This is a genomic window from Nonomuraea sp. NPDC059194, from assembly GCF_042754765.1.
Taxonomy (GTDB): Bacteria; Actinomycetota; Actinomycetes; order Streptosporangiales; family Streptosporangiaceae; genus Nonomuraea.
On sequence record NZ_JBHZBH010000123.1, the window covers coordinates 1 to 1,101 of the forward strand.

1 protein-coding gene is annotated in these 1,101 nt (G+C 73.2%); it reads left to right on the forward strand.

Features of this window, described 5'->3' with window-relative positions; translation table 11 throughout:
- Nucleotides 1-152: 152 nt before the first annotated feature.
- Nucleotides 153-1,101, forward strand: a 949-nt coding sequence (locus ACFXJ8_RS44085; RefSeq protein ID WP_379651554.1) for a BTAD domain-containing putative transcriptional regulator, incomplete at its 3' end; no start/stop codon positions are given.

Sequence of the window (1,101 nt, forward strand, 5' to 3'; positions counted from 1 at the left end):
CACGGCGGAAGACGCGGTGGACGATCTCCATGTCCTGGGTGTTGACGCTCATCTGTTCCCGCCCTTCATCGGTTGCGATGTGTTCAGGCTGCTCCCGGGTATTTGGAGGGGACTTGGAGCCGATTTGGAACGTCCAATACGATGTGCAGATCATGGTCTTCATCCGGGTGCTGGGCGCGTTCGCCGCCGAGGTGAACGGTGAGCCCGTCCACCTCGGCGGGCCCCGGCAGCGGGGCGTGCTGGCGTTGCTGGTGGCGGCGCGTGGGCAGGTCGTGCCGGTCGACCGGATGATCGAGGATCTGTGGCGCGGGGAGCCGCCCGCGCGGGCGCTGATGTCCCTGCAGGCGTATGTGTCCAACCTGCGTCGGCTGCTGGAGCCCGGACGTCCGCCGCGCACGCCGGCCCGGCTGCTGGTGAGCGCGGCGCCGGGTTATGCGCTGCGGCTGCCGCCGGAGGCGGTGGACGCGTGGCGGTTCGAGGGCCTGCTGGGCCAAGCGCGTACGGACACCGACCTACGCGCCGCGCAGGCTCGGCTCGCCGAGGCGCTGGGGCTGTGGCAGGGACCGGCGTTCGCCGAGGTCGCCGACGAGCCGTGGGCCGCCGCCGAGACGGCCCGGCTGACCGAGCTGCGCCTGGTCGCCACCGAGCTGCACGTCGCGGCGGGTCTGCGTATCGGCGACCCCGCCGCGGTGGTTCCCGAGGCCGAGCGGCTCACCCGCGAGGAGCCTCTGCGCGAGGAAGGCTGGCGGCTGCACGCCCTGGCCTTGTGGAGCAGTGGCCGCCAAGCCGACGCGCTGGCGACGCTCCGCCGCGCCCGCGGCATCCTCGCCGAGGAGCTCGGGCTCGACCCCGGCCCGGACCTGACAGCGTTGGAGGAGGCGATCCTCACCCAGCGCACGGACGTCCTCCACGCGTCCGCGCCCCTGCCACCGCGAGCTGTCCCGCTGCCGCAGACGGTTCCGATCACCGAGGCGCCGTTCGTCGGACGCCAGGAGGAGCTGGCGGTACTGGTCGCGGCCGCTGCCGAGGCCGCCGCCGACGGAGCGCGCATCGCCCTTGTCACCGGCGAGGCTGGGCTCGGCAAGTCGACGCTGCTGGAAC